This is a genomic window from Fodinicola feengrottensis, from assembly GCF_010993775.1.
Taxonomy (GTDB): Bacteria; Actinomycetota; Actinomycetes; order Mycobacteriales; family HKI-0501; genus Fodinicola; species Fodinicola feengrottensis.
The window spans coordinates 200,476-221,767 of sequence record NZ_WOTO01000002.1; the positions used below are offsets into that span (position 1 = coordinate 200,476).

Here is a 21,292-nt window from a genome sequence, read left to right on the forward strand (position 1 = left end):
CGCTGGCGATGACCGAACGCAGGGGGCTGGGCATTATGGATGGCGCTATTTGCGCCTAGACAACTTTCCGGGCTGCACGCAGTCGCCAGGCGAGGGCGATCAGCGCGATGCCGTAGATGACGGCGTACGCGCCGATGATGAGCGCGATGCCGTAAGCACCGGCGAGCGGTTGGACGAGGATCAAGATCCCGGCGAGCACGGACAGCGCGCCGACCACGATCACCAGCACGCTTGCCGATCCCACGACCCGGCGCATGGACAGCGCGGCGGCAATTTCCAGCACGCCGGTCACTACTGCCCAGATGCCGACCAGCGTGACGAGGACGAGGACTGTCAGGCCCGGCCAGAGCAGCGCCAGGATGCCGGCGACAATGCCCAGCGCCCCGAGCCCCACGTAACCCCAACGGGCCGTGGTCGCGCCGTGCTGGAACGCGTGCACGATCGCGCTGATGCCATCGACCAGCACGTACGCGCCGAAAAGCACCGCCAGCGTGAGAATGGAGATGGTCGGCCAGACCAGCGCGACCACTCCGAAGAGAACGGCGAGCAGGCCGCGAAGCCCCACCATTGGCCAGGCTGGGGACAGCTGTGCGACACCGCTGGTTTCGGCCATCAGGCACCTCCGGTAGGACGGATATGCCGGATTATGCACCATCTTGGAGCGACTAGCTGTCCTCAATGTTGATGCCGAGCGCGCCGGCGAGTGTGTACGTCAGCGCCACCAGGTCGGCGCCGGACACGGTGGCGCCGGCGAGGCTCGACACTCCGCCGAGATGTGCCAGCACACAGCCAGTGAGGCGGGTGCCGGTCATTTTCGCGTGCGAGAACTGCGCGCCGGTCAGGTCGCAGTTGACGAACCGGGCGCCGGTGAGATCGGCGTTCTGGAAATCCGCACGGGTGAGCACGCAGTCCTCGAAGAGGACGTTTTGGAAGGCGGGTGAAACGAAAAGACGACAGGTCGGCGCGGCAGTCAGTGATCGCCACCTCGCGCAAGGCGCCGTCCACCCAGTGCAGCCCGGTCATTCGGTCGGCGGACAAGTGCACGATGCAGAGACGACTTGACCGTACGGAGGTTGGCCAGATCCGAGCTCTCCAGCAGGCAGTCGGTGAAAGACGCCCGCTCCAGCCGGGTGTTGCTGAGGTTGGCCGTGCGGAACCGGCACTGCTCGAATTCGGCGAGCGCGGCCGTACGCCCGGAAAGGTCGGTTTCGACGAATCCGAGCCGGCGGTAGACGGCTTCGTCGGCTAGCTCGTCAGCGGCGGGGTCCAGCGCGGCTGGTGGCTTGGGTTTCGCCGGTCGCCGAGCGGGTTTGGTGGGCACGGCGTCGACGCTAGTGGACGTACATGGTGGCAGATTCGTCACTCTCTCCTTACTTAGCGATCGCTCAGGGTACGGTGCGCTGCATTGCCGTCGGCGCGAGCGGGAGGTTGAGACACCATGCTCAGGACCAGGTTCTGCGAGGTTTTCGGGGTAGAGCATCCGATCGCCCAGGGCGGCATGCAGTGGGTGGGCCGCGCCGAGTTGGTGGCAGCGGTCGCGAACGCGGGCGCGTTGGGGTTCATCACCGCGCTCACGCAGCCCACTCCGGAGGCGCTGGCCAAGGAGATCGTCCGTTGTCGCGAGCTCACGGACAGGCCGTTCGGCGTGAACCTGACGATCCTGCCGTCGATCAACCCGCCGCCGTACGACGAGTATCGGGCCGCGATCGTGGACTCCGGCGTCAAGATCGTCGAGACTGCCGGTTTCAACCCGCAGGCGCACCTGCCTGATTTTCACCGTGCTGGCATCAAAGTTCTGCACAAGTGCACCAGCGTCCGGCACGCGGTGAAGGCCGAGTCGATCGGTGTGGACGGCGTGAGCATCGACGGTTTCGAGTGCGCCGGCCACCCAGGGGAGGACGACATTCCGGGCCTGGTGTTGATTCCGGCGGCCGCTGACAAGATCAGCATCCCGATGATCGCGTCCGGTGGGTTCGGGGACGCGCGAGGCCTGGTCGCGGCGCTCGCGCTGGGCGCGGACGGCATCAACATGGGCACCCGGTTCATGTGTACGGTCGAGTCGCCGATCCACCAGCGGGTCAAGGAACAGATCGTGGCGTCCAGCGAGCGGGACACCGAGTTGATCTTCCGTTCGCTGCGCAACACCGCGCGCGTCTCGAGTAATGCGGTGAGCCGCGATGTGGTCCGGATTCTGGACGAAGGCGGGGAATTCGCGGACGTACGCGACTTGGTCGCCGGCTCGCGGGGTCGTAAGGTTTTCGAGCTGGGTGACCCCGAACACGGCATCTGGAGCGCGGGATTGGTGCAAGGACTCATCAAGGACATCCCCACCGTCGGCGAGCTCGTCCGGCGGATCGTCACCGAGGCGGTCGAGATTATCGACGGCCGGCTGGCCGCCATGACGCTGCCTGCCTGATGGGCAACCGGATCCACCGCTCTTGGTCCTTGAGTACGGGGACTGTGGCCCTTCGACCGCGTGGCGAGTAGCGGCTAAAGTCCGATCGCGGCGGCCAGCTGGGTGGGGCGAAGGACGCGCAACAGCGCCTCTCCAGGAGGTAGTAATCGCCGTAGGGGACGGAAATCTCGACGCCGTCCTCGCTGGGCCGGTTGCGCGTACAGCGGGCGACGATCGCGTCGGCGCGGGTGGATGTGGTGGTCAGGCAGGTGCGGCAAAGCGCGGTAAGGATGTCCAACGCCCGGGTTTGGTAAATCGGACGACGCGAAACACGCGCAAGATCCAACAAACCGCAAGCCATCACAGCTCCGGCCGAAGCGTCCTTGATGTCATGAGGTGCCTGTGGGGCGCGGTAGTCCCAGACCGGCACATGGTCGGGTGTGAGTACGCTCAGCGCGAAGTCGGCGAGTTTCCTGGCGGTGGCCAGGAATTCCGGGTAGCCGGTCCGCCTGTACATGGTGGTGAAGCCGTAGATTCCCCAGGCCTGACCGCGAGACCAACACGAGGTGGGGCTGTAACCCTGCACGGTGTTCGGCCCGATCGGTGCCCCGGTGACCGGGTCAAAATCGAAGACATGCGGAGTCGAGCCGTCCGGTCGGTCGTACGAAGTTGTGCTGGGTCGTACGAGCGTGGGCGATCGCGATGTCGAGATATTTCGGATCGCCGGTTTGCTGGCTGGCGAAGGAAAGCAGGTCGAGGTTCATCAGCGTGTCCATGATTGCCCGGCCAGCGTTGCCGGAAGTGCCCAACGCTCCCCAGGCCCGGATGAAACGGCCGGCCGGGTTGTATCGCTGGATCAGCGAAGAAGCGGCCTGCAACGCGCCGGCGCGCCATTTGTCGTCGCCGGTCAGCCGCCAGCCGGTCACCCATGAGGGAGAGAACAGAAAACCGAGGTCGTGGGTGGAGGTGTCATTCTGTCGGGGTGCCAATTTGGTCGCCGAGGCGATCGCCAGCGACTGGAAGTTCTCCTCGCCGCTGTAGATCCACGCCAACCACAGGGCACCCGCCCAGAAGCCGCCCACCCAGTCACCGTCCTGCGAGAAGGCCCATTTCTCGAACTTCGTACCGGTCGGGAACGCCGTCACGGTCGGCGCCACCGTACGAAGTTTGGACACCGCGTAAGAGGCCGCGTCGGTGAGAACTCGCGGCTCAGCGGCGGCGGCCACTGGGAATGCTGGAAGTGCCAGCGCGCCAGCGGTTCCGGTGGCACCGGCCAGCAAAGCCCGTCGGGAAACGTCCGTCATGTCGGCCGCCATTCGTCGGATGTACGACAAGTGTGTTCGTGGATGTGAACAGGCGCTGTTGGGCTGAACAGATGCTACATACATGAAATGGCGTGGGCAAGGCTTTGATTAAGTCCTAAATCCCGCGGACGGGCGCGGTGGACGCTCGTACGACCAACTCGGCTGGGACGGGGAAAATCCCGCCAGGGGGCGGAAGTTGCCGTCCCAGGGCGAGCCGTCCGGCCGTACGCCCCGCCTCGATGAGCGGCAGCCGGACGGTGGTGAGTGCCGGCACCGCGTCCGCGCTGAAGGGGAGATCGTCGAAGCCGGCCACCGACACGTCCGCGGGCACGGTGCGGCCCTGGGATCGCAGATATAGCGCGCAGACGCCAAGGGCGATGGTGTCATTGCCGGCCACGATCGCGGTCAGGTCTGGCCGCTGGCGGAGCAGTTCAGCGGTCGCGGACTCTCCGGTGCCGCGGCTGAAGTCTCCGGACACCACTGGACAGTCGGTGCCGCCGAGGCCGTGCCGCTTCAGCGCGTCTTGGTGGCCAAGCACCCGCAGTTTCGTTGTTGTCCGGTTCGCCGGCCCGGCCACATAGCCGATCCGCCGATGACCGAGCGCGATCAGGTGGGCGGTCAGTGCCTGCCCGCCGCCGCGATTGTCGAAGTCCACAGTGGACACTCCGGCCAACGGCCCATGGTCCGCGCCGGCCAGCGGTGGCCGACCGCACAGAACCACCGTGGTTCCGGCGCTGACCAGGGCGCTGACCTGGGTCGCGACCGCGCGAAGGTGGTCGGGGGAGTCGACCGTACCGCCGGTGAGGACGACCGCGCGGGCCCGTTGGCGGCGCAACAGCGTCAAGTAACGCAACTCCCGATCCGGTGCGCCCGCGGTGTTGCCGATGATGGCCAGAACGTCGGTGCCGCCGGTCTCATCCTGGATGCCGCTCGCGATCAACCCGAAAAAACGGGTCGGCCACGTCGTTGACGATGATCCCGACCAGGTCCGAAGTGGCGGCCGCGAGTGCGCGAGCATTGCCGTTGACGACGTAACTCAGCTCGGTGACCGCACGCTGAACCCGGGCCGCGGTGTCGAGCGCGACCGGGTAGTTGCCGTTGAGCACCCGCGACACGGTTGCCGGCGACACGCCGGCGCGGCGGGCGACGTCGGCCAGTGTGGCCGGTGGATCGGGGTGCTGGGTCATGCCGCAATCGCTTTCTGCGCGTACCGAACGCTGAGGCTACCAAGCCGGAGGTTGACAAGCCGGACCGTCGGATCCTAGTTTCGAGAGAATGTAGAAAGCGCTTTCTATGGAGGTCGTACGACGTGTCGCGTGGAGTCGATCAGCAGGTCCGGGTCGCGATTGTCGGGACCGGGAACATCGCCGGCAGCGCGCACCTGCCGGCGCTACGCGGACTGGGTCCCGAGGTGGCGGTGGTGGGCGCGGCTGACGTCCACCCCGGCGCGTTGGCTGCCTTCGCTGCACAATGGGACATCCCGGACACCGACCAGGATGTGCCGGCGCTGCTGGCCCGGACCGAACCGGACCTGGTGGTGGTCTGCTCTCCGCCCGGCCTGCACAGCGAGCACGCGAGCGCCGCGTTGCGGGCCGGCGCATGGGTGTGGTGCGAGAAGCCACCGGCACGTTCCTTGGCCGAGTACGACGCGATGATCGCCGCCGAGTCCGAAGGCGGCCCGTACGCGGCGATTGTTTTCCAACAGCGATACGGATCTGGTACGCGACACCTCGCCGGCCTGGTACGTGACGGGTCGCTTGGTGATCCGCTGGTGGCCCTCTGTCAAACCACGTGGTATCGCGACGACGCCTATTTCGCGGTGCCCTGGCGGGGAAAGTTCGAGACCGAAGGTGGTGGGCCGGCGATGGCGTTGGGCATCCACCAAATCGACCTGATGCTGGCAGTGTTGGGCGACTGGGCGGAAATCCGCGCCATGACAGGGACACTCGCTCGCAACATCGAGACCGACGACGTTTCCATGGCGTGCGTACGATTCGAGCGTGGCACGATGGCGACCGTGGTCACCAGTGCGCTCTCGCCACGTGAGGAAAGCTACCTGCGGTTCGATTTCCGGGACGCGACCGTCGAGCTCAGCCATCTCTACGGCTACCAGAACGCGAACTGGCGCTTTACCCCGGCCCATCATTGCTCTGAGGCAACAGAAAAGCTCTGGCCGTCCACTGAGGACGTGCCCAGCTCACATGCCGCCGCTCTGGATGATCTGCTGGCCAGCATGCGAGCCGGCGAGCGTCCAAAGGCCGGCGGCGCGCGAGCGGCCGGGCGGCTCTCGAGCTGATCACCGCCATGTATGCCTCGGCCGACAGCGGCACACCGGTCCGCCGCGGCGACATCCGGTCCTGGCCATCCGTATTACCAGTCGATGCGGGGAAAGGCGGCCCGGTGAGTCAGATTCAGGTCGTTCACACGCACGGCGAGGCGATCGCCGTGTCGACCGAAGGGCTGGAGATCTTCCGGTATGTCTATCGACCCGATCCGTCCGCCTTCGAAGGCCCCAAGCCGTACGCGCATCCCCTGCGGACCCTCGCCGGCGACCTCGTCACCGGCTATCGCCCTCACGACCATCGCTGGCACAAGGGGTTGCAGTTCGCGGTTTCGCATCTGAGCGGCCACAATTTCTGGGGCGGCCACAGCTACCGACACGGCGAAGGGTATTTGCCGCTGCCGGAGGTCGTCGGTTCGATGGAGCACCTTGGCTTCGATCGGGTGCAGGTGAGCGACGAATCTCTGAGAATAGCCGAGAAGCTGCGGTGGCTGACGGCGGCTGGGGAAGAATGGGCGCGGGAAACCCGGGAAATCGCAGTCGCAGATGTGTCGCCGTCATGGGGAACGTGGTCGATTCGCTGGCGTACGGCGATAACCAATACCCGGGATGAGTCCTTGCTTTTCGGCAGCCCGACCACGGCCGGCCGGCCGGCGGCTGGTTACACCGGCCTCGCGTGGCGTGGACCGCGATCGTTCACCGACGGTCAGGTGCTCGGACCCGCGGATCTGGGCGGACCGCAAATGATGGGGCAGCGCGCGGATTGGCTCGCGTATGTGGGTAAACACGACGACGTGGACGCCACGTCCACGCTGCTTTTCGAACACGATCCTTCGAATGCGGCCGAGGCGAAGTGGTTCGTACGCACCGAGCCTTTCCCGATCGCCAATCCTTCGCTGGCTTTCGACCAGGAAATCGAACTGAGGCCTGGAGCCGTACTCGAGCGCGGGTGGCGCGTGGTCGTACGGGCCGGCGGCTGGGATCGGGACGGGATTGAGGACTATCGTAAGGCTTTCCCGTTGTCTACCTGGACCGGCTGATGGCCGTCGACGACGAGGCACCTCTGCCTGGTGCGATCGGGATTTCCCAGCTGAGGGTCTATGACTGGCCAGGTGCCGACGAGCTGTGTGGCGGTTCACCGCACATGCATCTGGCGTGCACCGAGGGTTACGCGGTGACTGGCGGCCGCGGGGCCGTGCAAACCCTCACCACCGAAGGATTTCGTCGCACGCCGCTGGGCGCCGGCGAGGTCGTCTGGTTCACTCCCGGTACGATTCATCGGCTGATCAACGAGGACGACCTGCGGCTCGTCGTCCTGATGCAGAATGCCGGCCTTCCGGAGTCCGGAGACGCGGTTTTCACCTTCCCATCCAACATCCTGGCCGATCCGGCGGCATATGCGGCAGCGTCCACAGTGGACCCGCTGGCCGCGGAGGAATCGGTGCGCCGGCGACGCGATCTGGCGATCGTCGGGTTCCAGGAACTGGTACGCGGGGACGCGGCCGCGCTCGCCGCTTTCCATCGAGCCGCGGGCGGCTTGGTGGCGCCGAAAATCGGAGAGTGGCGCCAGAAGTGGCAGGACGGCCCGGTGGCGGCCGCTGAGCGTACCGGCCGGCAGTTGGACGCTCTCGCCGCTGGAGATATCAGCCACCTCACCGAAGGTGCCGTCTACGTCGGCGAACCTAGCCCTGCTTGGGGAATGTGCGGCCGGTTGCAACGCTATGACACTGCGACACGACCTTCGATCGAGGATATTAGGGCGGGGAGCGAGAAGTGACGATCAGAACCGTACAGATCGCTATGAACGGCGTGACCGGGCGGATGGGTTACCGACAGCATTTGGTGCGCTCGATTCTGGCGATCCGGGACGCCGGCGGCCTGGACCTGCCGGACGGCAGCACGCTGATGCCGGAGCCGATCCTGATCGGCCGCAGCGAGACCAAACTGCGCCGGATGGCCGAGCAGCACAAGATCGAGCACTGGACGACCGATCTGGACGAGGTGTTGTCCAGTGACTCGGTGGAAATCTATTTCGACTCGGCGGTGACTTCGGCACGCGAACCGGCCGTAAGGGCCGCGATCGCCGCCGGAAAGCACATCTACTGCGAGAAACCGACCGCCACCACCCTCGCGAGCGCTCTCGAACTGGCCCGGCTGGCGGACGCGGCCGGGATCAAGTCCGGAGTTGTGCAGGACAAACTTTTCCTTCCGGGATTGCGAAAGCTGAAACGGCTGATTGACGGCGGTTTCTTCGGCCGCATCCTGTCCGTGCGGGGGGAATTCGGCTACTGGGTGTTTGAGGGCGACTGGCAGCCGCCGAACCGGCCGTCGTGGAACTACCGCGCTGAGGACGGCGGCGGGATCGTGCTCGACATGTTTCCGCACTGGGACTACGTTCTGCGCGGTCTCTTCGGGCCGATCCGTACGGTTCAGGCCATCCAGGCCACCGGGATCCCGGCGCGGGTGGACGAGGCCGGCCAGCCGTACGAGGCGACCGCGGACGATGCCGCGTACGGGATTTTCCAGCTGGAAAACGGGATCATCGCGCAGATCAACTCCTCATGGACGGTTTTCGGGTGAATCGGGACGAGCTGGTGGAGTTCCAGGTGGACGGCACCGACGGGAGTGCGGTCGCGGGCCTGCGCCGGTGCCGGGTGCAACACCGCTCGGCCACGCCGATGCCGGTATGGGACCCGGACATGCCCACGCCGTTGGATTTCCGGTCGCAGTGGCAGGAAATTCCGGACAACGCGGTTTTCGACAACGGCTTCAAAATCCAGTGGGAGCAGTTCCTTCGGCACGTCTATGCCGGTGGCGAATGGTCACACGACCTGTTGTCCGGAGCCCGAGGCCTGCAGCTCGCCGAACTTGGCCTGCAAGCGGCGGCTGAAGGGCGCCGGCTCGACGTGCCGGAGCTGCGGTTGTGATTCTCCATATCCCGACCGCCGATGGCTCGATTGTCGAGCACCAGCCGGCAAAGACACCCCACGCGTTCGAGCCGGTGGACACCCCGCTGACCGAGCGGGTGGTCTTCGCGGCGGCGCACGTGGTGGCGGATCCGCTGGCGGACAACAGTCCTGGGCAGCCCGCGGTCCTGGACTGGGACGCGACTCTGGCATTTCGCCGGCATCTTTGGTCGTACGGACTCGGCGTGGCCGAGGCGATGGACACCGCGCAGCGCGGCATGGGCCTGGACTGGCCGGTCGCCGCGGAGCTGATTCGGCGCAGTGGTGCCGAAGCGTCGGCGTGTGGTGGCGCGATCTCGTGCGGAGTGGGTACGGATCAGTTGGCTTCGCCCGTCTCGTCCCTCCACGAGATTGTTCAGGCATATCTGGAGCAACTGGCGGTGGTCGAGGAAGTCGGCGGCCAGCCGATCGTGATGGCAAGTCGGGCGTTGGCCGCCTTCGCGACCAGCCCTGACGAGTACGAGCAGGTGTACGGCACTGTTCTGCGGCAGGCCAGCCGGCCGGCGATCCTGCATTGGTTGGGACCGATGTTCGATCCAGCGTTGAGCGGCTACTGGGGGAGCGACGACCTCGACAAGGCGACTGACACCCTTGTCGACTTGATCGTGGCGCATCAGGACGCGATCGACGGCGTGAAGGTGTCCTTGCTGGACGCCGATCGGGAGGTCGAGCTTCGCCGCCGGCTGCCGGCCGGGGTGCGGTGCTATTCAGGTGACGATTTCCATTACCCGGAACTGATTACTGGCGACAAGCATGGCCACAGCGATGCCCTGCTGGGAATTTTCGATCCGCTGGCCGGTGTAGCGTCAACGGCTGTCCGGCAGCTGGCCGACGATCCGGCCGCCGTCCGCCGGCTGCTCGATCCGACGGTGGAGTTCTCTCGACATTTATTTGGCGCGCCTACCCGGTTCTACAAGACCGGGGTGGTATTCGTGGCCTGGCTGGCCGGTTTCCAGGACACTCCGCGCATGGTCGGCGGCCTGGAGAGCGCTCGCTCGGTGCCGCACCTTGCTCGTGCGTACGTCCTCGCCGACAGGCTCGGACTTTTCCCTGACCCGGATCTCGCCGCGACCCGAGTACGGGATTTCCTCCGGTTGGCGGGAGTCGATCAATGAGCCGGTTGTCGATCAACCAGCAGACAGTGAAGCAACTTTCGTTGCCTGAGCTGATCAGAGCGTGCACCGCTGTCGGTGTTGACGCGGTCGGGCTCTGGCGGGAGCCGGTTGCCGAGTACGGGTTGGTGCGGTCCGCCGAACTGTTCACCAGCGCTGGATTTTCCGTCACCAGCCTTTGCCGGGGTGGCTTCTTCACGGCCGCGGATCCGGCCGACCGGCGCCGGGCGATCCAGGACAATCGCGCAGCCATCGACGAAACGGCCGCGCTGGGAGCACCGGTGCTGGTGCTCGTTGCCGGTGGGTTGCCGGCCGGTTCTCGCGATCTGCGAGGGGCGCGCGCTCAGGTCGTCGACGCGATCGCAGAACTGGCGCCGTACGCGGCTGAGCGCGGTGTGCGGTTGGCGATCGAGCCGCTGCACCCCATGTTCACGTCGGACCGCTGCGTGGTGTCCACTTTGGCGCAGTCGCTGGACATCGCCGAGCAGTTCCCGGTGGCACAGGTCGGCGTCTGCGTGGACACTTACCACCTGTGGTGGGATCCGGACCTGGATGCCGGCATTTCGCGGGCGGGGGAGCGGATCGCCGCGTACCAACTGGCGGACTGGACGACGCCGCTGCCGGCCGGCGTGTTGACCGGTCGTGGGCAGATCGGCGACGGTTGTGTTGACTTTCCGGCGTTCACCGAGGCCGTGCTGGCGACCGGCTACACCGGCCCGATCGAGGTGGAGATTTTCAACGACGAGCTGTGGAAACGGGACGGTGCGGCGGTGGTCGCCGAGATCGCCGCCCGTTATCCGGCCTGTGTCGGGACAGCTTCTTGACCAACGAGAGACCTATTTCGCCGCTGGATTCGGCGATCTCGACCAGCCCCACCAGCGTCGAGGACCTGCTTGATCTGCTCACCAGTCACCTTGCCCGGGCGATCGCACGGCAGGGCGCCGACGGGAGTTTCGATGTCGCCGGGCGTGAACTCGATGTCGGCGACAACACTCTCGGGGTCGTCGTTTCCCTGCTAGCGTACGAATGGCACCTCAACGCGGACCCGGGGCTGGTCGAACCGGTCCGTCGTGGCCTGGATTTTCATTTCCGGCAGCGGATTTTCGTCACCGACAACCCCGGCACACCGTTCTTGCGGGTAAGGGACAGTGGCCTCCCGTACGCACGCTACTGCCTGACACCGGGCCGGATCCCCGGTGGCGACTGGCCGACCACGGTCTGGGCTTTGTTGCACGCGGTGAACATCCTGCGTTTTCGGCGACGGGCTGCTGACTGACCAGCACCGGCTGGCGCTGCTGGACCTGGGCCGTTCGTACTGGCGCTGGTCCACCGAGGTGACCGACTTCGATCCACAGGATGCCAGCAACCAGGCCATTGCTTGTGTGATCGGTGGCATGCAACTGGGTGATTTGCTGGCGGCGGCCGGTGAACGCGAGGTGGGTGAGTCCATGCGCGCGGCGGCGATGCGGCGGCTCTATCTGGAGAAGATCCGGCCGACTCGCGCCACTGACCGCGGGTACGCGTACTTCCAGGAGCACTCGGGCGGGTTCGATCAGAACTACAGCGCGATCGCGCTGACCTTCGTCACCGAAGCTTATCTGGCCACCGGCGAGACAGTTTTCGCGGCGGACGCTGAACAACATGCGCGCTACCTGAACCTGCGGATGTCGGTGTCCGGCTTCGACTACGGCGGTGCCCGGCACAACGAGGAACGCGACAACTCGCCGAACGTGCTGGGTTTGCGGTTTTGGAGCAATGCGCTTGGCGACGATCTCGGTCGCTATCGGACCGACAGCTCCCGGGCATTTCATATGGACAGCGCGGATGGGGTGCCGACCGGCCATTTCGCCTTCACCACCATTTGGTTGATGGAGCACCGGCAGGAGTGGTGGCCGTCCGGCCGAGATGAGAATTCTCGTTACAAGCTGCGAAAAGGCACGACGTCGGTGGTCTTTGATGAGTCGTTGGTGCCGTATTCGATCACGGCCGGGCAGACCGAGATCATCCATCAGATCGGTCCATATTGGACGGACGAGCACGGCCTTCATCGGCTGACGAACCTGGTTTCGGTGGCCAGGTCCGAGGAGTACACCGATGGCCAGTACGCGGTGAAGGTCATCCACTCAGTCGTCCAGGGCCCGCACGGGGTGGTTGGCGTACGGACTGCCTATATGACAGACGGGACAACGCTGACCGTAATGTCCACTGTGGACAATGAGGTCAGCGGCGAGTTTGGCTATCTGGTGGGACTGCCGTACCTGACCGGTACGCCGCCAGCCAGCAAAGTCACCAGCGTCACCTGCGATGGCGTACGAATGAACCTGACCGACGACGGTCGGTCCCTCACGGGTTCGGCAGTGACGGCGGGGGAGCTGACACTATCCGGCGGGGCTGGCATCCGGGTGACGAACGTGACCGTGCCCGCTGGCGGGGATCCGATGAGCTATTTCAACTCGGCGGCGACAGTCGGGATGTTGCTGGAGCCCTACAGCCTCATTGTCTTCGAAAGAGCGGGATCCCTGGGGTGTGCCACATCCCGCCGCCGGCTGGGCGGCTTTACAAGGAACCACACTGTTGCAGGCTCCGGCCGGACCTGACCGTACGGTAATTCTGCATTATGGGACCGGGAAATCGCCCCTGACCTTGGACGTAAGCGTACTTAAGCTGCTGGGTTAGGAACCGGTACGCAGAGTGTGGGAAAGCTGAGCTGCCCGCTGGCGATATCTCCACGCAGGGCCCGCCCGGCGCTCGGATTCGTTGAGATCACTCAAAAGCAGCAGAGCGTCCACTTCGGACCGGCGATCGCCGAGAGTGCGGTACGTCGGAAGGGTCTCTTCGAGCAGGGCGATCGCCGGCCGCACCGCGCCACGCTCGGCGGTGAGCTGGCCGAGCTGGAGCTTGGTGTTGGCGACGCCGAGGTCGTTGCCGAGGCCGCTGAAGATGGCCATCGCCTCGCGTTGGTACGCGGCGGCCATGGCGGGTTCTTCCTGGCGGTGCATGAGAAGCCCGAGTTTGTGCAGGACATGTGCGGACCGGTTGTGGTCGGCCACCGCACCGGCGTCCAGGCGGGCGCGATCCAGCCACTTGCGGGCGGCGGTGGCATTGCCGGCGCTCATGCCCACCAGGCCGATGGCGGCCCGGGCGTACGCGACCCCGTGGGCATTGCCGGTTTTTTTCGTACAGTCCCAGCGCCAACCGGTAAAAGTCGAGTGCTTGGTCGTTTTTTTTCTGGTCGTAGTGGTGGGCAGCGCCGAGGCCGGACAGTGCGGCCGCCGCACCGCGGCGATCACCGAGTTGGGTGAACAGTGCCAGCGAGCGGTGGAATTTGCCGGCCGCGGCTGAATACTGGTCGGCGTAAATGTCGAGTTGTCCAAGCCCACGCAGGATCATCGCCTCACCGCGGGCATCGCCGGCCGACACGGCCGCGCGCAGTGCCGCCCGGTGCGTACGCCGCCAGTCGTCGACATTCGCGCGCAGCTCGAAGAACGACGCCAGCCCGACGGCGAGGTCGACGGCCAGTCCGGCGGCGCCCGCGTCGGCGGTCTGCTCGGTGACGGCGACCAGTCGGGACTGCTCGGACTCCAGCCAGCGAACGGCGTTCCGGCGGGCCCGCGCCACCACCTGGGCGGCCGGCGGGACCGTCGTGCGGCGAGCCGCCGCGGCCGGCTCCACCTGGAAGAAACCCACTGGCAACGACTCGGACGCGTACGCGAGGAGGGTCAACCACCCGCCGGCCATTCGTTCCAGCGCGGGCAGCGGTATGGACGCGGTCCTACGGCCGTCCAGATAGCGCCGGACCAGGCCGGACAGTTGGTACGTCGGGATGCCGAGGGTATCCGTGCCGACCGGTTGCAGCAGTCCGGCGGAGACGACGCCGTCCAGGGTGCCGGTCGCACCGGACAGCGCGGACACCATCCAGTCCGGGACCGGCTCCGGACCGAGGGTAGCGAGGACGGTCAGCGCGTCGGCAGCGCCGGCCGGCAGCCGTCGAAAGTCGGCATCCAGGCTGGGCCCGTAGCTGTTCGGTCGCCGCCCCGATGCCGTCGGCGACGACGCCGTCCAAACCGCGACCCTTCGCCGGCACGGCGATCGACCATAGTGGCCTGTACGGCTGCGCGATCAGGCCGGCGGCCACCGTACGCAGCGCTAATGGCAGCCCGTCGCAGCCGGTCACGATGGCTTGCGCGGCGGCCGGTTCGGCGTCGACGCGGTGCTGGCCAAGCAGTTCCGCGAGCAGCTGGTGGGAGTCGGGATCTTCGAGAGCGGGCACCGAGATGCGCCGAAAGCCCGGCAGAGTGGGGGGTGGTGGTGCCGGCTGCTGACCAGCGCGGCGGAACCGGTGGTGGCTGGCAGGAAAGCGGCGATCTGGTCGGCCGTCGCCGCGTTGTCGACGATGACCAGAACGGCCCGGTCGGCCAGCAGCGAGCGGAACTGGGCGGCCCGGCCGGCGAGGCCGGGCGCGAGCGCTCCGGCCGGCACCCCGAGCGCCCCGAGCGCCTCGGCCAGCAGGTCCGTGGCGCCCCGTTCGTCGGTGCCCCGACAGTCGACGTAGATCTGGCCGTCCGGAAAGCGCCCCCGGAACCGGTGCGCGGCGTGTACGGCCAGCGCCGACTTGCCGACCCCGGCTGGGCCGGTGAGCAGCACGAACGTGGGCCCGGTTGCGATCTCCAGGGCGGTCGCGATCTCCGCGGTCTCGGCTTTGCGGCCAACGAAGTCGGCGGTGTCCGCAGGCGTTTGGAAGACCCGCGGTGGCGGCACGTACGCCTCGCCGCGCGGCTCGGAGTCCAGGTCGGCGTCCGCCAGCACGGTCCGCTGTAGGCCACGCAGCGCCGGTCCGGGATCGATGCCGAGTTCGTCGACGAGCACGGTCCGGGCGTCCACGTACGCCTGCAGGGCCTCGGCCCGGCGGCCAGCGCCGTGCAGTGCCCGTACCAGCTCGAACCAGAGCTGCTCGCGCAGCGGGTGCTCGGAAACCAGAGCCCGCAGGTCCGGGATGGCCTGTGTTGGTCGGCCGAGCGAGATCAGCGTGCCCAGCCGCAGTTCCTCGGCCTCCAGCCGGAGCGCCTTCAGCCGGCTGATGGTTATTTCCCATTCCGGCGCGGGAGACAGGTCGGCCAGCGGATCGCCCCGCCAGAGCCGGTTGGCCTCGTCCAGCAGCGCACTGGCCCGGACCGTGTCGCCGGAGCCGTGTTGGCGGCGCGCCTCACCGACCAGCTGTTCGAACCGGATCAGGTCACTGGCGTCGTCGTCCAGGTCGATCCGGTAGCCGGACGGCCGGGTCTGCAACGGGCCGTCGCCGCTGACGCCCAGTCGCGCGCGGAGCGAGCTGACGTACGTACGCAGGTTCGCGACTGCCGAGCGCGGTGGCGCCGCCGGCCACAACACGTCGACCAGAACATCGGTCGAGACCGTGTGCCTGGGCTGCAGCAGGAGCGTGGCGAGCAGGCGCTTGGCCTTGTCGCCGCCCACCTCGACGACCTGGCCGAAGCGGCGGACCTCGAGTTGTCCCAGGATGTGGTACCGGAACCGGAAGAGGAACTGGTGGTTCGGTTCGGTCACGGCTGTTCACCCCCGTGCGGCGCGAAGTCCCTGCTCGGACCGGCAAAAGGCGGCTTTGGGTGCAAACGGTACCTGGCCGCATCCACCTTGCCCGGATATTGGCCAAACTACGCCAGGTAAACGTGGTAAATAATCATGTCGGGCGAAGTTTGTAGGAAATTTGTATCCGGCCCCGCTTAGCTGAAAGCGCCTCACCACGCTGGACCGGCGAAAATCCGGTGTCTGGCGGAGGAGATAGCTGGCGACTGGCATCCGGCCGTCGCCACCCTACCTGCACGGAGGGAGCTGGATGAGGATGAGGATCACCAGACGGGCGGTGGCCAGGCTGGCCGTGGCGACAGTGGCGACGCTGGTCGTCTCGGCTGGACTGGTCGCGTCGATGGCACCACCCGCATCGGCCTCGGTGTCCCGAGCGACCGTGATCGCCCGGGCCCAGAACTGGGTCAACGACGGCGTCGTATACAACCAGGGCGCCACCCACGACGGTTACCGCACCGACTGCTCGGGCTATGTCTCCTACACCTGGGGGCTGGCCAAACCGGGCATCGACACCACCCGCTTCCCTGGCATCTCCACCAAGATCGCCAAGGCTGACCTCAAACGCGGCGACATCCTGCTGAACAAGGCCGCCGGCAACGCCGGCCACGTGGCGATCTTCGAGAAGTGGGCGAACACCGCCCATAGCTCGTACGTCGGTTACGAACTGTCCGGCAGCGGCATCCACCACCGCACGATCACCTACCCGTACTTCTCTGGCTACGGCACTTTCGTGCCGTATCGCTACAACAGCATCACCGGCACCTGATCGCCGAACAGCTTCCAGGCACCGCCCAGGCCTGGTTGACCCCGCCCACCGGACAACCTCCGGTGGGGGGGTTTTTTTTTTTCTTTCCTGGGATTTCCCAGGCCCGATGTCCATAAGGACTGGCCGGCAGACTTACGTCGACAGGTCCACAGGAAATGCCAGTCAACAGACCAAATTTCCAGGTTCCGTGAGGTCTGGTGGGTCCGTTACAGTCCCCAGCCATGGAGACAACGACCGCAGATGTTCAACTCAAAATCAACCGGCTTGACAACGACGTGCACGCGATCTATGGCCTGCTCGAGAAGATCGAGAAGACTCAGGAAAAACAGGGAGCCACGCTTGAGGCGTTGAGCCAGTCGCAAACGAGAATGCAAGTCACCCAGATGAGGGAGAACAACCGGATCAACGAGCTCACCGGAACGTACGACGATCTCAGTGCGAGTAACAGCGAGCTCGCCGTGATCCAGCGGCGTCAGGCGCATCGGCTCGATGAGTTCGCGCATCGGCTCGACCAGTTGTCGGGTAGTCAAACGCAGCTCCTCAACAGCCAAGCGCAACTTGCCAGCAATCAGATGCAGTTCGTCGCCAGCCAGGCCGAGCACGGGAAGAAACTGGACAAGGTGCTTGTGGCCATGGCCGGGAAGAACGGGACAGCCGAGTAAGCGACGGGTTTCCGGTGGCCCGGCGGGAGAGCCGGGCTGCTGGGGGCGAGGGCGGCACGTAGTGTCGACGGCATGGATGCGGCCTCTTTTCAGCAGGTGCTGTCCACCGTCCGTGAGCTGGTACGGGAGCGGGTGGTCCCGGCTGAGCAGGAAATCGAGGACACCGACCGGATTCCCGACGACTTGCGAGCGCTGGCCGCGCAGATGGGGTTGTTCGGGTTCGCGCTGCCGGAGCGGTACGGCGGCCTCGGGCTGACGATGGCCGAGGACGTACGCCTGGGCTTCGAGCTCGGCTACACGACGCCGGCGTTCCGGTCGATGTTCGGCACGAACAACTCGATCGCCGGCCAGATGATCGTGAAGTTCGGTACGGAAGCGCAGAAACAGGAGTTTCTGCCGTCCCTCGCGGCGGGCGAGACGATCGCGTCTTTCGCGCTCACCGAGCCCGAAGCCGGCTCCGACCCGGCGGGCTTGCGAACCACCGCGAAACGGGACGGCGACACGTACGTGATCAACGGCGGCAAGCGGTTCATCACCAACGCGCCGCTGGCCGACTATTTCGTCGTTTTCGCGCGTACGGACGCGGAAGCGCAAGGCGGTCGCGGCATCTCGGCGTTGATCGTGGACGCGAAGAGCGACGGCGTGACGGTCGGCCCAAAGGACCACAAAATGGGACAGGCCGGCGCCTGGACCTCCGATGTGAGCTTCGATGACGTACGCGTCGACGCCGCCCGGTTGATCGGCGCCGAGCCGAACCGTGGCTACCAGGCGGCGCTGTCGGTGCGGTGCTGGCTCGCGGCCGGCTGCACATCGCGGCGGTCTGTGTCGGGATGGCGCAGCGGATCCTGGACGAGTCGGTACGGCACGCGGCCGTCACCAAACAGGGTGGCCAGGCCATCGGCACGTACCAGCTGGTCCAGGCCCTGTTGGCGGACTCGTACACGGACGTCAGGGCCGGCCGCGCGCTGGTGGTCGAGGCCGCCGACGACTACGACAGCGGTGCCGACACCTCGACCGGCCCAGCGGCCGCGAAGCTGTTCTGCAGTGAGATGGTCGGTCGGGTGGCCGACCACGGCGTCCAGGTGCATGGCGGCATGGGTTACATGCGCGGCACCGCGGTCGAGCGCTTCTACCGGGACGCCCGGCTGTTCCGGATTTACGAGGGCACCAGCGAAATCCAGCGACTGGTGATTGGCCGCGCGTTGGTACGGGCCGCCACGTGAGCGAGCCGCCGGAGGCGTTCGCGGCCATCGAGGCGAACTGGCGGCCGCACCCGGAGACCTCCGAGGACGTGATCACCGTGAAGCCGCCGGAGACTTTCGCGGCGTTGCTGGACCAGCCGGCCCCGGTCCGTACGGCCGGCGACCCGCTGCCGCCGTTGTGGCACTGGTTCTTCTTCGACACGATCCATCCGCAGGCCACACTTGGGCAGGACGGCCATCCGGCGAACGCGTCCTTCACTCCGCCGCTGCCGCACCGGCGGCGGATGTTTGGCGGCGGCCGACTCACTGTCCATCAGCCGCTGCGGTGCGGCGACCAGGTCCAACGCCGATCGAGCCTCGGCTCCGTACGAGTACGCCACGGCAGCACCGGCTGGTTGTTGCTGGTGACCGTCAGGCACGAATTCCTGGTCGGCGGGCAGCTGCGGGTGCTCGAGGAACAGGACCTCGTCTACCGAGATGCCGACGACCTGCGCAGCGGGCCGACAGCCCCGCCGGAGATGACCGAACCCGCCGAACGCGGCCCCTGGCAGCTGCGCGTCCGGCCCGATCCGGTGCTGCTTTTCCGGTTCAGCGCGCGCTCACCCACAACGCCCATCGGATCCACTACGACCAGCCGTACGCGACCCAGGTCGAGGGCCATCCGGGGTTGGTCGTGCACGGCCCGCTGTTGGCGTTGTTGCTGCTGGAGTTGCCGCGGCGAGAGGCTCCGGATCGTACGGTCAGGGATTTCCGCTGGCGGGCCTGTCGGCGCTGTTCGACCACCAGTTGGTCACGGTCAGCGGTGGCTCGGGCGGTGAGCTGACCGCCGGCGCCGCCGGCGCCCCGGACGCGGTGACCGGCCAGGTCACGCTGGATGAGGAGAGCGAGTGACGGACGAAAGCAGGGTCGCGGTGGTGACCGGCGCGGGCTCCGGGATCGGCCGGGCGGCCGCGACCGCGTTGCTGGCGGACGGCTATCGAGTGGTGTTGGCAGGCCGCCGCGAGGAGCTGTTGCGTGCGGTCGCGGCGGGCTCCGAGCGGGCCTTGCCGGTGCGTACGGACGTGACCGACCCGGACTCGGTGCGGGCTCTTTTCCAAGCCACCACTGACACATTCGGTCGGGTCGACCTACTCGTCAACAACGCGGGCGCCGGTTTGGCGGGCACTGTCGGCGACCTCTCGGTGCAGGACTGGAATGCGATCGTCGCGGTCAACCTGACTGGCTCGTTCCTGTGCGCTCGCGAGGCGTTCCGGATCATGCGCGATCAGGACCCCGCAGGGCGGTCGGATCATCAACAACGGATCCATCTCGGCGTATGTGCCGCGGCCGGCCAGCGTGGCGTACACGGCCACCAAACACGCCATCTCCGGGCTGACGAAGTCGATCTCGTTGGACGGCCGGCCGTATCAGATCGCCTGCGGGCAGATCGACATCGGCAACGCGGCCACCGACATGGGCAGCAGGATGGCCGCTGGGGTGCCGCAGGCGAATGGGCAGATCGTCGCTGAACCGGTTTTCGACGTCGAACATGTCGGCAGCGCAGTGCGATATATGGCGGACCTGCCACTGGGAGTGAACGTGCAGTTCATCACCGTGATGGCGACGGCGATGCCGTACATCGGGCGCGGCTGAGACCGAATCGAGACCGCATCTGGTCAGCATGGGGGGATTCCCCCAATGCTACGGCTGGCATTGGCCCGGCAGGCTAGCCGACGCGACCGAGATCAGGAGCTACAAAGCCACCGAACGGGGGGCTGCTGCTCTCACCGGCCGGGTGCGGGACACGCCTCGACGGCGAGGCCCGCACCGCCGGGTCGCCTCCATCCGGGGCGCTCGGGGGGCTCCGGAGTAGGGACATTCCCAGCAGGCAACGAAACGGCCGAGCCGTCTCGTTGCCTGCTGGTGTGAACTACCTACTTACGGTGTAGCACGACGACCGGGATGAGCCGGTCGGTGTTCTTCTGGTATTCGTGGAAATTCGGCATCTTGTCAGCCATCTGCTGGTAGAGACGCGCCCGCTCTTCGCCCTCGGTCAGCGGTTCCGCGGTCACCTCGATGACGTCCGGGCCAAGCTCGATTTTGGTGTCCGGGTTCGCGACCAGGTTGTGGAACCAGGCCGGATTCTCCGGCGTACCGCCCTTGGACGCGATGATGATGACGTTGTCACCGTCGATGTCGTACGCGAGCGGGGCGATCCGTTCCTTGCCGGACTTCGCGCCGACGTGGTGCACCAGCACGAGCGGCGCGCCCTTGAACGGGTCCACACGTGACCTTGCCGTTGTTCGCGCGGAAGTCATCGATGATCATCTTGTTGAACGCGGCCATCTCGGCATCGGTCGGCACCGTGTTGTTGGCACGATGCGCTGCCATTTCCGCCGCGGAGGTTTCGGTGTCGGGCATCTGAGGAATCCTTTCGAGCGGGGAGCAGGCTACTTGCGGCGCAGCACGACGACCGGGATGAGTCGGTCGGTCTTGGTCTGGTATTCGGCGAAGTTCGGCATCTTGTCGGCAGCGATCTTGTAGAGCCGGGCGCGCTCGTCGCCTTCGGTCAGTGCCTCGATGGTCACCTCGATGGTGTCCGGGCCGACCTCGATGGTGGTGTCCGGGTTGGCCAGCAGGTTGTAGTACCAGGCCGGGTTCTCCGGCGTGCCGCCCTTGGACGCGATGATGAACAACTGGTCGCCGTCCTGGTGGTAGACCAGTGGAGTGATCCGCTTGGTACCGGACTTGGCACCCACATGGTGCAACAGGACGATCGGAGTGCCGGAACGGAGGCGTCGTAATCGTCCCGTTGTTGGCACGGAAATCGTCGATCACCTGCTTGTTGATGGCGTTCATCTGGTCAGCGTCGAAATCGGGCACTGCTAGGTCCTCTCGGAGAACGGGTACGGGTCGCGAGCTCTCAACCAATTGACAGTCGACTATCGGTAACACTGACAGGCCGGATTCGCATTCCCACCCGCAGGGTGTCCGCTCACAGCGAACGCCTGACGATATTGGCGAGCG

The 21,292-nt window shown here is 66.3% G+C and carries 24 protein-coding genes and 2 pseudogenes; 15 read left to right on the forward strand and 11 right to left on the reverse strand.

What is annotated here, in order from left to right; genetic code table 11:
- Positions 1–55: 55 nt before the first annotated feature.
- Genes GNX96_RS02495 through GNX96_RS02505 form a run of 3 tightly spaced genes read right to left on the reverse strand, consistent with a single transcriptional unit; the run spans position 56 to position 1,321 of the window.
- Entirely contained in the window at positions 56–613 is a 558-nt protein-coding gene (locus GNX96_RS02495) for an HdeD family acid-resistance protein (protein ID WP_163566848.1), read from the reverse strand.
- A gap of 52 nt (positions 614–665) precedes the next feature.
- Positions 666–974: a pentapeptide repeat-containing protein gene (locus GNX96_RS02500; RefSeq protein ID WP_163566905.1), complete on the reverse strand. Its 309-nt coding sequence runs from the start codon at positions 972–974 to the stop codon at positions 666–668.
- Positions 971–1,321: a pentapeptide repeat-containing protein gene (locus GNX96_RS02505; protein WP_279579141.1), complete on the reverse strand. Its 351-nt coding sequence runs from the start codon at positions 1,319–1,321 to the stop codon at positions 971–973. Before GNX96_RS02505 ends, GNX96_RS02500 begins: the two co-directional genes overlap by 4 nt.
- Positions 1,322–1,438: 117 nt before the next feature.
- Here GNX96_RS02505 and GNX96_RS02510 point away from each other — a divergent pair, with 117 nt between their 5' ends.
- Positions 1,439–2,416 carry an NAD(P)H-dependent flavin oxidoreductase gene (locus GNX96_RS02510; RefSeq protein ID WP_163566850.1) on the forward strand — a complete coding sequence of 326 codons (978 nt, stop codon included), beginning with the start codon at positions 1,439–1,441 and terminating at the stop codon, positions 2,414–2,416.
- Here GNX96_RS02510 and GNX96_RS48160 read toward each other — a convergent pair.
- From GNX96_RS48160 to GNX96_RS48170, 4 genes are all read right to left on the reverse strand, one after another.
- Positions 2,376–2,981, reverse strand: coding sequence for a hypothetical protein (locus GNX96_RS48160; protein WP_279579142.1), 606 nt, complete (start codon positions 2,979–2,981; stop codon positions 2,376–2,378). The genes GNX96_RS02510 and GNX96_RS48160 overlap by 41 nt on opposite strands.
- Before the next feature lie 34 nt (positions 2,982–3,015).
- On the reverse strand, positions 3,016–3,699 hold the full coding sequence (locus tag GNX96_RS48165) for a hypothetical protein (RefSeq protein WP_279579143.1): 684 nt from the start codon (positions 3,697–3,699) through the stop codon (positions 3,016–3,018).
- 115 nt (positions 3,700–3,814) lie between these two features.
- Positions 3,815–4,639 carry a LacI family DNA-binding transcriptional regulator gene (locus GNX96_RS02520; RefSeq protein ID WP_279579144.1) on the reverse strand — a complete coding sequence of 275 codons (825 nt, stop codon included), beginning with the start codon at positions 4,637–4,639 and terminating at the stop codon, positions 3,815–3,817.
- Positions 4,614–4,886 (reverse strand): LacI family DNA-binding transcriptional regulator, encoded by a 273-nt coding sequence (locus GNX96_RS48170; protein WP_279579145.1) that lies wholly within the window; start codon positions 4,884–4,886, stop codon positions 4,614–4,616. The genes GNX96_RS02520 and GNX96_RS48170 overlap by 26 nt, the downstream gene beginning before the upstream one ends.
- A gap of 122 nt (positions 4,887–5,008) precedes the next feature.
- Between GNX96_RS48170 and GNX96_RS02525 the strand changes: the two genes are divergently transcribed.
- The 9 genes from GNX96_RS02525 to GNX96_RS02560 all read left to right on the forward strand — a co-directional run bounded on the left by GNX96_RS02525 (position 5,009) and on the right by GNX96_RS02560 (position 12,655).
- A complete protein-coding gene (locus GNX96_RS02525) occupies positions 5,009–5,995 on the forward strand; it encodes a Gfo/Idh/MocA family protein (RefSeq protein ID WP_279579146.1) in 987 nt (328 codons plus the stop codon).
- Between the two features lie 104 nt (positions 5,996–6,099).
- A complete protein-coding gene (locus GNX96_RS02530) occupies positions 6,100–7,020 on the forward strand; it encodes a DUF6807 domain-containing protein (RefSeq protein WP_163566851.1) in 921 nt (306 codons plus the stop codon).
- The gene (locus GNX96_RS02535) at positions 7,020–7,757 is read left to right on the forward strand and encodes a cupin domain-containing protein (protein WP_163566852.1); all 738 of its coding nucleotides are present in this window, start codon (positions 7,020–7,022) and stop codon (positions 7,755–7,757) included. The genes GNX96_RS02530 and GNX96_RS02535 overlap by 1 nt, the downstream gene beginning before the upstream one ends.
- On the forward strand, positions 7,754–8,560 hold the full coding sequence (locus GNX96_RS02540) for a Gfo/Idh/MocA family protein (protein WP_279579147.1): 807 nt from the start codon (positions 7,754–7,756) through the stop codon (positions 8,558–8,560). The genes GNX96_RS02535 and GNX96_RS02540 overlap by 4 nt, the downstream gene beginning before the upstream one ends.
- Positions 8,557–8,907: a hypothetical protein gene (locus tag GNX96_RS48175; RefSeq protein ID WP_279579148.1), complete on the forward strand. Its 351-nt coding sequence runs from the start codon at positions 8,557–8,559 to the stop codon at positions 8,905–8,907. Before GNX96_RS02540 ends, GNX96_RS48175 begins: the two co-directional genes overlap by 4 nt.
- The gene (locus tag GNX96_RS02545) at positions 8,904–10,061 is read left to right on the forward strand and encodes a dihydrodipicolinate synthase family protein (protein ID WP_163566853.1); all 1,158 of its coding nucleotides are present in this window, start codon (positions 8,904–8,906) and stop codon (positions 10,059–10,061) included. Before GNX96_RS48175 ends, GNX96_RS02545 begins: the two co-directional genes overlap by 4 nt.
- Positions 10,058–10,882 (forward strand): sugar phosphate isomerase/epimerase family protein, encoded by an 825-nt coding sequence (locus GNX96_RS02550; protein ID WP_163566854.1) that lies wholly within the window; start codon positions 10,058–10,060, stop codon positions 10,880–10,882. Before GNX96_RS02545 ends, GNX96_RS02550 begins: the two co-directional genes overlap by 4 nt.
- Positions 10,879–11,334, forward strand: a complete 456-nt coding sequence (locus GNX96_RS02555; protein WP_163566855.1) for a hypothetical protein — start codon at positions 10,879–10,881, stop codon at positions 11,332–11,334. Before GNX96_RS02550 ends, GNX96_RS02555 begins: the two co-directional genes overlap by 4 nt.
- Before the next feature lie 58 nt (positions 11,335–11,392).
- A complete protein-coding gene (locus GNX96_RS02560; RefSeq protein ID WP_163566856.1) occupies positions 11,393–12,655 on the forward strand; it encodes a hypothetical protein in 1,263 nt (420 codons plus the stop codon).
- 166 nt (positions 12,656–12,821) lie between these two features.
- On the opposite strand, the gene GNX96_RS02565 is transcribed toward GNX96_RS02560, so the two are convergent.
- Together GNX96_RS02565 and GNX96_RS02570 are read right to left on the reverse strand one after the other, a co-directional pair.
- Positions 12,822–13,973, reverse strand: coding sequence for a hypothetical protein (locus tag GNX96_RS02565; RefSeq protein WP_163566857.1), 1,152 nt, complete (start codon positions 13,971–13,973; stop codon positions 12,822–12,824).
- Between the two features lie 255 nt (positions 13,974–14,228).
- On the reverse strand, positions 14,229–15,617 hold the full coding sequence (locus GNX96_RS02570) for an AfsR/SARP family transcriptional regulator (RefSeq protein ID WP_163566858.1): 1,389 nt from the start codon (positions 15,615–15,617) through the stop codon (positions 14,229–14,231).
- A gap of 295 nt (positions 15,618–15,912) precedes the next feature.
- On the opposite strand from GNX96_RS02570, the gene GNX96_RS02575 reads away from it, so the two are divergent.
- The 5 genes and pseudogenes from GNX96_RS02575 (at position 15,913) to GNX96_RS02595 (ending at position 19,918) form a co-directional block, all read left to right on the forward strand.
- A complete protein-coding gene (locus GNX96_RS02575) occupies positions 15,913–16,422 on the forward strand; it encodes an NlpC/P60 family protein (protein WP_279579149.1) in 510 nt (169 codons plus the stop codon).
- Positions 16,423–16,643: 221 nt separating this feature from the next.
- Positions 16,644–17,084 (forward strand): hypothetical protein, encoded by a 441-nt coding sequence (locus GNX96_RS02580; RefSeq protein WP_163566859.1) that lies wholly within the window; start codon positions 16,644–16,646, stop codon positions 17,082–17,084.
- A 72-nt stretch (positions 17,085–17,156) separates the two neighbouring features.
- A pseudogene (locus GNX96_RS02585) lies at positions 17,157–18,307 on the forward strand (acyl-CoA dehydrogenase family protein).
- A complete protein-coding gene (locus GNX96_RS02590; protein WP_279579150.1) occupies positions 18,304–19,104 on the forward strand; it encodes an FAS1-like dehydratase domain-containing protein in 801 nt (266 codons plus the stop codon). The pseudogene GNX96_RS02585 and the gene GNX96_RS02590 overlap by 4 nt, the downstream one beginning before the upstream one ends.
- Before the next feature lie 69 nt (positions 19,105–19,173).
- Positions 19,174–19,918, forward strand: a pseudogene (locus GNX96_RS02595) (SDR family oxidoreductase).
- Between the two features lie 281 nt (positions 19,919–20,199).
- Here GNX96_RS02595 and GNX96_RS02600 read toward each other — a convergent pair.
- Together GNX96_RS02600 and GNX96_RS02605 are read right to left on the reverse strand one after the other, a co-directional pair.
- Positions 20,200–20,583, reverse strand: coding sequence for a nitroreductase family deazaflavin-dependent oxidoreductase (locus GNX96_RS02600; RefSeq protein WP_279579151.1), 384 nt, complete (start codon positions 20,581–20,583; stop codon positions 20,200–20,202).
- 132 nt (positions 20,584–20,715) lie between these two features.
- Positions 20,716–21,024 carry a nitroreductase family deazaflavin-dependent oxidoreductase gene (locus GNX96_RS02605; RefSeq protein ID WP_279579189.1) on the reverse strand — a complete coding sequence of 103 codons (309 nt, stop codon included), beginning with the start codon at positions 21,022–21,024 and terminating at the stop codon, positions 20,716–20,718.
- Between the last annotated feature and the right edge of the window lie 268 nt (positions 21,025–21,292).